This is a genomic window from Roseibium sp. RKSG952, assembly GCF_009711355.1.
Window position 1 is genome coordinate 47,240 of sequence record NZ_SMMF01000962.1, and the last position, 6,609, is coordinate 53,848.

9 protein-coding genes are annotated in these 6,609 nt (G+C 58.0%); 4 read left to right on the top strand and 5 right to left on the bottom strand.

Going from position 1 to position 6,609, the window contains the following annotated elements; genetic code table 11:
- The 3 genes from E1297_RS44240 to E1297_RS44250 form a co-directional block, all read left to right on the top strand.
- Window positions 1-850 (top strand): cell division protein FtsX (locus tag E1297_RS44240; RefSeq protein WP_368669854.1); only part of this gene is annotated, 850 nt, incomplete at its 5' end.
- The gene (locus E1297_RS44245) at window positions 850-1,590 is read left to right on the top strand and encodes a 1-acyl-sn-glycerol-3-phosphate acyltransferase (RefSeq protein ID WP_155149816.1); all 741 of its coding nucleotides are present in this window, start codon (window positions 850-852) and stop codon (window positions 1,588-1,590) included. The genes E1297_RS44240 and E1297_RS44245, both read left to right, overlap by 1 nt.
- Window positions 1,577-2,182 (top strand): pyridoxamine 5'-phosphate oxidase family protein, encoded by a 606-nt coding sequence (locus E1297_RS44250; protein WP_155149818.1) that lies wholly within the window; start codon window positions 1,577-1,579, stop codon window positions 2,180-2,182. The genes E1297_RS44245 and E1297_RS44250 overlap by 14 nt, the downstream gene beginning before the upstream one ends.
- Window positions 2,183-2,191: 9 nt before the next feature.
- Here E1297_RS44250 and E1297_RS44255 read toward each other — a convergent pair whose 3' ends face one another.
- Window positions 2,192-2,785 carry an NAD(P)H-dependent oxidoreductase gene (locus tag E1297_RS44255; protein ID WP_155149821.1) on the bottom strand — a complete coding sequence of 198 codons (594 nt, stop codon included), beginning with the start codon at window positions 2,783-2,785 and terminating at the stop codon, window positions 2,192-2,194.
- Between the two features lie 101 nt (window positions 2,786-2,886).
- On the opposite strand from E1297_RS44255, the gene E1297_RS44260 reads away from it, so the two are divergent.
- Entirely contained in the window at window positions 2,887-3,465 is a 579-nt protein-coding gene (locus tag E1297_RS44260) for a TetR/AcrR family transcriptional regulator (protein WP_155149823.1), read from the top strand.
- Between the two features lie 21 nt (window positions 3,466-3,486).
- On the opposite strand, the gene lpdA is transcribed toward E1297_RS44260, so the two are convergent.
- From lpdA to odhB, 4 genes are all read right to left on the bottom strand, one after another.
- Window positions 3,487-4,875 (bottom strand): dihydrolipoyl dehydrogenase, encoded by a 1,389-nt coding sequence (lpdA, locus tag E1297_RS44265; RefSeq protein ID WP_155149824.1) that lies wholly within the window; start codon window positions 4,873-4,875, stop codon window positions 3,487-3,489.
- A gap of 90 nt (window positions 4,876-4,965) precedes the next feature.
- A complete protein-coding gene (locus E1297_RS44270) occupies window positions 4,966-5,355 on the bottom strand; it encodes an MAPEG family protein (protein WP_155149826.1) in 390 nt (129 codons plus the stop codon).
- A gap of 81 nt (window positions 5,356-5,436) precedes the next feature.
- Entirely contained in the window at window positions 5,437-5,706 is a 270-nt protein-coding gene (locus E1297_RS44275; RefSeq protein WP_155149827.1) for a hypothetical protein, read from the bottom strand.
- Window positions 5,707-5,708: 2 nt separating this feature from the next.
- Window positions 5,709-6,609: 2-oxoglutarate dehydrogenase complex dihydrolipoyllysine-residue succinyltransferase (gene odhB / locus E1297_RS44280; protein WP_155149829.1), on the bottom strand; the 901-nt coding region annotated here is incomplete at its 5' end.

Below are 6,609 nucleotides of genomic sequence, written 5' to 3' on the forward strand. Positions count from 1 at the left end.
CCGGGTGGTTCCACCCACCGGTTTTACCGCGCAGCTTACTCTGTTTGTATCCGGCGCCATGGCCTTTCTTGCCGTTTTTGCGCTGGCACTGTCGCTGGCGTCCGGTCGGTTGGCCGACCGTTGGGCCACCGAACTTGCGGGTGCTGCCACCTTGCGTATCAATGCACCGGCAGAACAGCGCGCGGCTCAGACCGAAGCGGCCTTGAATGTGCTTCGCCAGACACCGGGTGTGGCTTCTGCGCGGGCCCTGACATCCGAGGAACAGGCAGCGCTGCTGGCACCCTGGTTCGGGCCTGATCTGCCCCTGGACACTCTGCCTATTCCGCAACTGATCGAGATCGTTGAAGGCGAACCCGGTCTGGATGCCATTGGACTGCGACTCAGGCTCGGCGCCGAAGTCCCCGGCGCGGTACTGGATGATCATACCAGATGGCGTGAACCACTGGTCGACGCGGCCATGTCGCTGCGGCGGCTGGGCTGGATTTCCATCTTGCTGATTGGCGGGGCAACGGCGGCGATGATCACACTGGCGGCTAATTCGTCCCTCGCCGCCAATGCGCAGATCATCGAGGTATTGCGACAGGTCGGTGCCCGTGATCGCTTCATCGCCGGAGCTTTTGTACGGCGATTTACCTATCGTGCGTTCTTTGGTGCTGCAGTGGGTACGTTGCTGGGGATGTCTGGTGTATTGCTTCTGCCCGAAGCATCGGATGCGGGCGGCTTTCTGACCGGATTGGGTTTTCAGGGAATGGGCTGGCTTCTGCCTGCCGCTATTCCGCTGCTTGGGGCAACTGTTGCCTTTTTTGCCACCTGGTCCGCAGCCCGTCGCAAGTTGAAGGAACTTTCGTGATGCTCATGGCCATTCAATGGGTACGTTCGCTGATCTTCATGATCACGATTTATATCTGGATGCTGATCCTTGGATTGGTCTTTGCCCCTTATGCGATGTTCGCGAAACGTGGCGCGCTGCAGGCCTGCAAAACCTATGCGCGTACCACAATCTGGCTGGCCCGCTGGATGGTCGGAATTCGCAGTGAAGTGCGCGGCCCCGTCCCGACCGGAGAGGTGGTGATCGGTGCCAAGCACCAGTCGTTTCTCGATATCATCATGATCTTTGACGCTATCCCGCACGGCAAGTTCATCATGAAACGAGAGCTTCTGTGGACCCCGATCATCGGCATGTATGCGCGCCGCCTTGGATGTATCCCGGTTAACCGAGGCAAGCGCGGCGCGGCGGTGGCCAAGATGGTCAAGGATGTGTCCCGAGAGTTTGCGGAACCCGGTCAGCTGGTGATCTATCCGCAGGGAACCCGGGTCGCCCCCGGGGTCCATAAACCCTACAAGGTTGGCACGGCCGTCCTGTATGAGGGCCTGGGTTTTCCATGCGTACCGGCAGCCACGAATGTCGGCGTGTTCTGGCCTCGTACAGGAATCATGCGCAAACCCGGGCATGCGATTGTCGAATTTCTTGATCCGATTGAGCCTGGGGTCAGTCGCAACGAATTCCTTTCACGTCTGGAAGACGTGATTGAAACACGCTCAAACGATCTGATGCGCGAAGTGGGGTTTGATCCGGATGGAGTTCATTAAAGATATTGCCGCGCTTGAGGCGTTGTATGGCAAACCCGGGGCGCCAGCGCTGCGTAAGGTCGCGCACCGCCTGACGCCGCTCTATCGCAAATGGATCATGGCCTCTCGCCTGTGTGTGCTCAGCACGGTGGGTCCTGAAGGCGTAGATGGCAGCCCGCGCGGCGATGATGGTCCGGTGGTTCTGGAACTGGATGCAGGTACTCTGGCCATGCCTGATTGGCGTGGGAACAACCGGCTGGACAGTTTGCGCAACATTGTGCGCGATCCGCATGTATCGCTGATGTTCATGGTTCCGGGATCAAACAATGTGGTGCGTTTGAACGGAATGGCACGCTTGACCACAGATGAAGGTTTGCGCGCGCGGTTTGAGAAAAACGGGAAGCTCCCAGCTACTGTGATTGTCATAGAAATTGCTGAAATCTACACCCAATGTGCCCGGGCTCTTATGCGTGCACGCACCTGGAGCAGCGATGATGAAACCGCCGATCTGCCGACGGTTGGCGAGATTCTCGCTGAGGCCTCGGAAGGCGACGAAGGCGGCGCGCGTTATGATCAGGAATGGGGTGCCCGCGCCGCCAAGACGATGTGGTAGGTACGCTGCTCAAACTGCAGCCGCACCGATTTTGGCTACTTTTTCAATCCAGCGCTCCACATTGCCCGATTTGGGATAACTTGCACCCGCGAAATAGGTGAAGCGGGTGGGTTTGAAGCCAACAAAGCCAAGTATCTGGTCCCGAACCTGTCGGATAAGCGCCTGACGATAGATCAGCCGCATGAACCAGCCGGGTGTGTCGGATGTCATGATAACTCGCGCTGTCCGACCGGTGAGCATCGGAGCAGGAAATCCGATCTTGGTCGTGTTCCGCGTATCGAACGTGCGCCCGGGGATGAACATCCGGTCGATCAGGCCTTTCAGTTTGGCAGGCAGGCCACCCCACCACATAGGGGTCGTCAGGACCAGATGATCGCTCCATTCGATGTCTTGCAACACCTGCTCAAGCACGGGCTCCAGTGGTTTGAAGTCGTGATAGTTGCCCTGACCGAAATCGTGATCGAACTGCAGATCACTTAGATGAACCATTCGGACGTCATGACCCGCCTTACGCGCTGCATCGCTGTATGTCTGGGCAAAGGTACGGGACAGGCTGGTTTCACCTGGGTGTCCGTCGAGGATGAGAACTTTCTTGGTTTGCATCGGGATTCTCCAAAAATGACCGCGGTCAGTTTGTAGAACCAATAATTGACCATGGTCAATATTAAATTTGACCGCGGTCAAAATTCGTGCAAACAACCCTCATGCAAAAACCGATTCAAAATAGAACCCTGAAGACGCGCGCACGCCTCTTGTCCGCCGCTGAAGACGTTGTGCAGCGCAATGGATACGAGGCATTGCGGGTCGAAGAAGTGGTTCAGGCTGCCGGTGTCGCCAAGGGAACCTTCTTTGCGCATTTCCACGACAAGGACGCGCTGATGGAAATCCTGATGGGCGAAAAGCTGAGCGCCTGTTTTGATCAGGCTGACAGCGGGCCTGATCCCAAAACTGTGTCCGAGATCATAGCGGCATTGGAGCCTGTCCACAGTTTCATGACGTCGGAACGCTATGTCTTTGATCTGCTGTTAAGGTATTCGGGTGCCACGGGAATTGCCGAGATCGGACCAATTGCCCATTGCTTCGAGCGGTACTTCCGTCTGGTATCCGGCTGGTTGGAACATGCGACTGTTCGGCAGGATGTATCACACGATCTGCTTGCCGAAGGCGTTCAGGCCTTTTCCATACAGGCCATGTCCCTGCAGTTTTGCGCGCTGCATGAAGCGCAGAGCTTTGCCGATCGACTGGAAGTCTATCTTGAGGCGTGGTTGACCCCGGCAACCTGACAGCTGCCGGGATCTTGAAACTCAGCTGTGGATCGGTCCGTCGCCACAGGCAAGCGCAGCTTCGCGTACGGCTTCGGAATAGGTCGGGTGGGCGTGGCAGGTCAGGGCCAGATCCTCGGCTGATGCACCGAATTCCATTGCGACGCAGACCTCGTGGATCAGGTCACCCGCTGCTGGGCCGATGATATGCGCGCCCAGGATACGGTCGGTCTCCTTGTCAGCGAGGATTTTCACAAACCCATCGGTCATCAAGTTTGCCTTGGCGCGGCCATTGCCCATGAACATGAACTTGCCTACCTTATAGGCGCGGCCCTGTTCCTTGAGCGTTTCTTCGGTCTCACCAACATTGGCGACCTCGGGCCAGGTGTAGATCACGCCCGGGATGACGCCATAGTTCACATGGCCATGTTTGCCCGCGACCTGCTCGGCGGCGGCCATGCCTTCGTCCTCGGCCTTGTGCGCCAGCATCGGGCCTTCGGTTACATCGCCGATGGCATAGATACCCGGCACGTTGGTTTGCCAGTCAGCGCCAACCTTGATCTGGCCGCGCGGTGTCATCTCAACACCCAGTGCCTCCAAGCCAAGACCATCCGAGAATGGCTTACGCCCGGTTGCAACCAGCACGGTGTCGGCGTCGATCACATGCTCGCTGTCATCCTTGCGCAGCTTGTATGTCACCTTAGCCTTGGTCTTGGTGGCCTCGGTCTTTTGCACCGCTGCACCCATGACGAATTTAAGGCCCTGCTTCTTGAGGATACGCTGGAAGGTTTTCTGAACCTCCGGATCCATGCCCGGTGTGATGGCATCGAGGAATTCGATCACGGTCACCTCAGCCCCCAAACGCTGATAGACCGAGCCCAGTTCCAGCCCGATGACACCTGCACCGATGACCACCATCTTTTTCGGGATCTTGTTCAGTGACAGCGCACCTGTCGAGGTTACGACGACCTTTTCGTCCACCTCTACACCGGGCAGCGACGATGGTTCCGATCCCGAAGCGATGATGATGTTTTTCGCTTCGTGAACCTCATCACCCACCTTGACCTTGCCAGCGGCAGGGATCGAACCCCAACCTTTCAGCCAATCGATCTTGTTCTTCTTGAACAGGAATTCGATGCCTTTGGTGTTTCCGTCGATCACCTCGTCCTTGTAGGCCTGCATCTGTTTCCAATCGACCGAGGGGCTTTTGCCCTTCAGACCCATCTTGGCAAAGTTATGCTCAGCTTCGTGAAGCTGATGGCTGGCATGCAACAGGGCCTTGGACGGGATGCAGCCCACGTTCAGACAGGTGCCGCCCAGTGTTTCACGCCCCTCGACCACAGCCGTCTTGAGCCCCAGCTGGGCACAGCGGATGGCGCAGACATAGCCGCCGGGACCGGCGCCGATTACGATAACGTCATAGTTTGCCATATGTCAGGTCCTTATCGTTTGCGGGGATGGCGGCAGTACCGATTGCGCCAGGGCCGTTCCCCTTATGATTAATCTATGCCGGGGGCCGTCTCAAAGAACAGCGGCCAGCAACATTACGGTGGTGGCCAGCAGACCAACGATCCAGATCACCGTACGCCAGGGTGTCCAGCCGAACGCATAGGCCGGGACGTATAGAATTCGAGCGATCAGATAAATCCAGCTGCAGGCGGCGGTAAATCCGCTGGATTGCCCCGAGACCGTCAGGACAAGTGCCGCGATCCCAAACAGAACCAACCCTTCGGTATGGTTGCTGAGCGCGCGATGCAGACGGCCACAGACACCGGGTTTGTCAAATGGGGTATCCCGTGGGCCAATGGCGTGGCCCAGGTCGATCTTGCCATGACCTGCTGCCAGGTAGGCCGTGAATTGCACCACCCAGAGCAATGCAGCAAGGGTCAGAACGGTCAGCTCCGTGGTCATCCGTCAGTTCCCCCTGAGTTGGTACAAATCATCGGATTACGAGTGAACTTCGCGCCCCTGAATGAGGCGCGAATGCGGAATTCAGACAGGATCCAGCACCTTGATCTGGATGTGAGCAACCCCACCACGTTCGTGATGCATCGCCAACTCCTCGGATTCCATGAAGTCCTGAGCGCGATCCAGATCCGTGATCTCGAACAGCGCGACGGCATGGTCCTTCTGATCCGGGTCTTTCCAGATGTGAAGGTCGCGAATGCCCGCGGCCTCCCTCATCGGTTTGTCTTCCTGAAACACCTTCAGCCAGACATCGAAATCGGCCACATCGGCTTGCCAGAGTACATGTGTCGCCATGATTACAGATCCATCAGCAGGCGGCGCGGATCTTCCAGCGCCTCTTTCACGCGAACAAGGAAGGTCACGGCGCCTTTACCGTCAACGATCCGGTGGTCGTAAGACAGGGCAAGATACATCATGGGGCGGATCTTGATTTCGCCATTGATGACCATCGGACGGTCCTGAATCTTGTGCATGCCCAAAATGCCGGACTGCGGGGGGTTCAGGATCGGCGAGGACATGAGCGAGCCATAAACACCACCGTTCGAGATGGTGAACGTGCCGCCCTGCATCTCGGCCATGCTCAGCTTGCCTTCGCGGGCGCGTTTGCCCTTTTCGGCGATGGCTTTTTCGATGGCCGCAAAGGACATGCTGTCAGCATCGCGGATGACCGGCACAACCAGACCCTGCGGCGTTCCAGCAGCCACTCCCATGTGAACGAAGTTCTTGTAGACGATGTCCGTTCCGTCGATCTCGGCGTTGACTTCGGGAACCTCTTTCAGCGCGTGACAGCAGGCCTTGGTGAAGAAGGACATAAAGCCCAGACGCACACCGTGCTTTTTCTCGAACTGGTCCTTGTACTGATTGCGCAGGGCCATCACCTCGGTCATGTCCACCTCGTTGTAGGTGGTCAGGATCGCGGCAGTGTTTTGCGCATCTTTCAGACGCTTTGCGATGGTCTGGCGCAGGCGTGTCATGCGAACACGTTCCTCGCGGGCCTCGTCCTCGGCCGCAACTGGCGCGCGCGGGGCCTGAGCCGCAGGGGCGGGCGCTGCTGCAGGCGCAGGGGCCGCAGCCGTCGCAACGGCACGCGCAACATCTTCTTTCATGATGCGGCCATCGCGACCGGTACCTGTGACCTGATCTGCCGACAATCCGGCCTCAGCCATGGCTTTCTCGGCAGAGGGGGCATTTGCCACG

Excerpts from the sequence above, each read along its gene's own strand:
- E1297_RS44245 (WP_155149816.1), top strand. The coding sequence starts at position 850 with ATGCTCATGGCCATTCAATGGGTACGTTCGCTGATCTTCATGATCACG.
- E1297_RS44250 (WP_155149818.1), top strand. The coding sequence starts at position 1,577 with ATGGAGTTCATTAAAGATATTGCCGCGCTTGAGGCGTTGTATGGCAAA.
- E1297_RS44255 (WP_155149821.1), bottom strand. The coding sequence starts at position 2,785 with ATGCAAACCAAGAAAGTTCTCATCCTCGACGGACACCCAGGTGAAACC.
- E1297_RS44260 (WP_155149823.1), top strand. The coding sequence starts at position 2,887 with ATGCAAAAACCGATTCAAAATAGAACCCTGAAGACGCGCGCACGCCTC.
- lpdA (WP_155149824.1), bottom strand. The coding sequence starts at position 4,875 with ATGGCAAACTATGACGTTATCGTAATCGGCGCCGGTCCCGGCGGCTAT.
- E1297_RS44270 (WP_155149826.1), bottom strand. The coding sequence starts at position 5,355 with ATGACCACGGAGCTGACCGTTCTGACCCTTGCTGCATTGCTCTGGGTG.
- E1297_RS44275 (WP_155149827.1), bottom strand. The coding sequence starts at position 5,706 with ATGGCGACACATGTACTCTGGCAAGCCGATGTGGCCGATTTCGATGTC.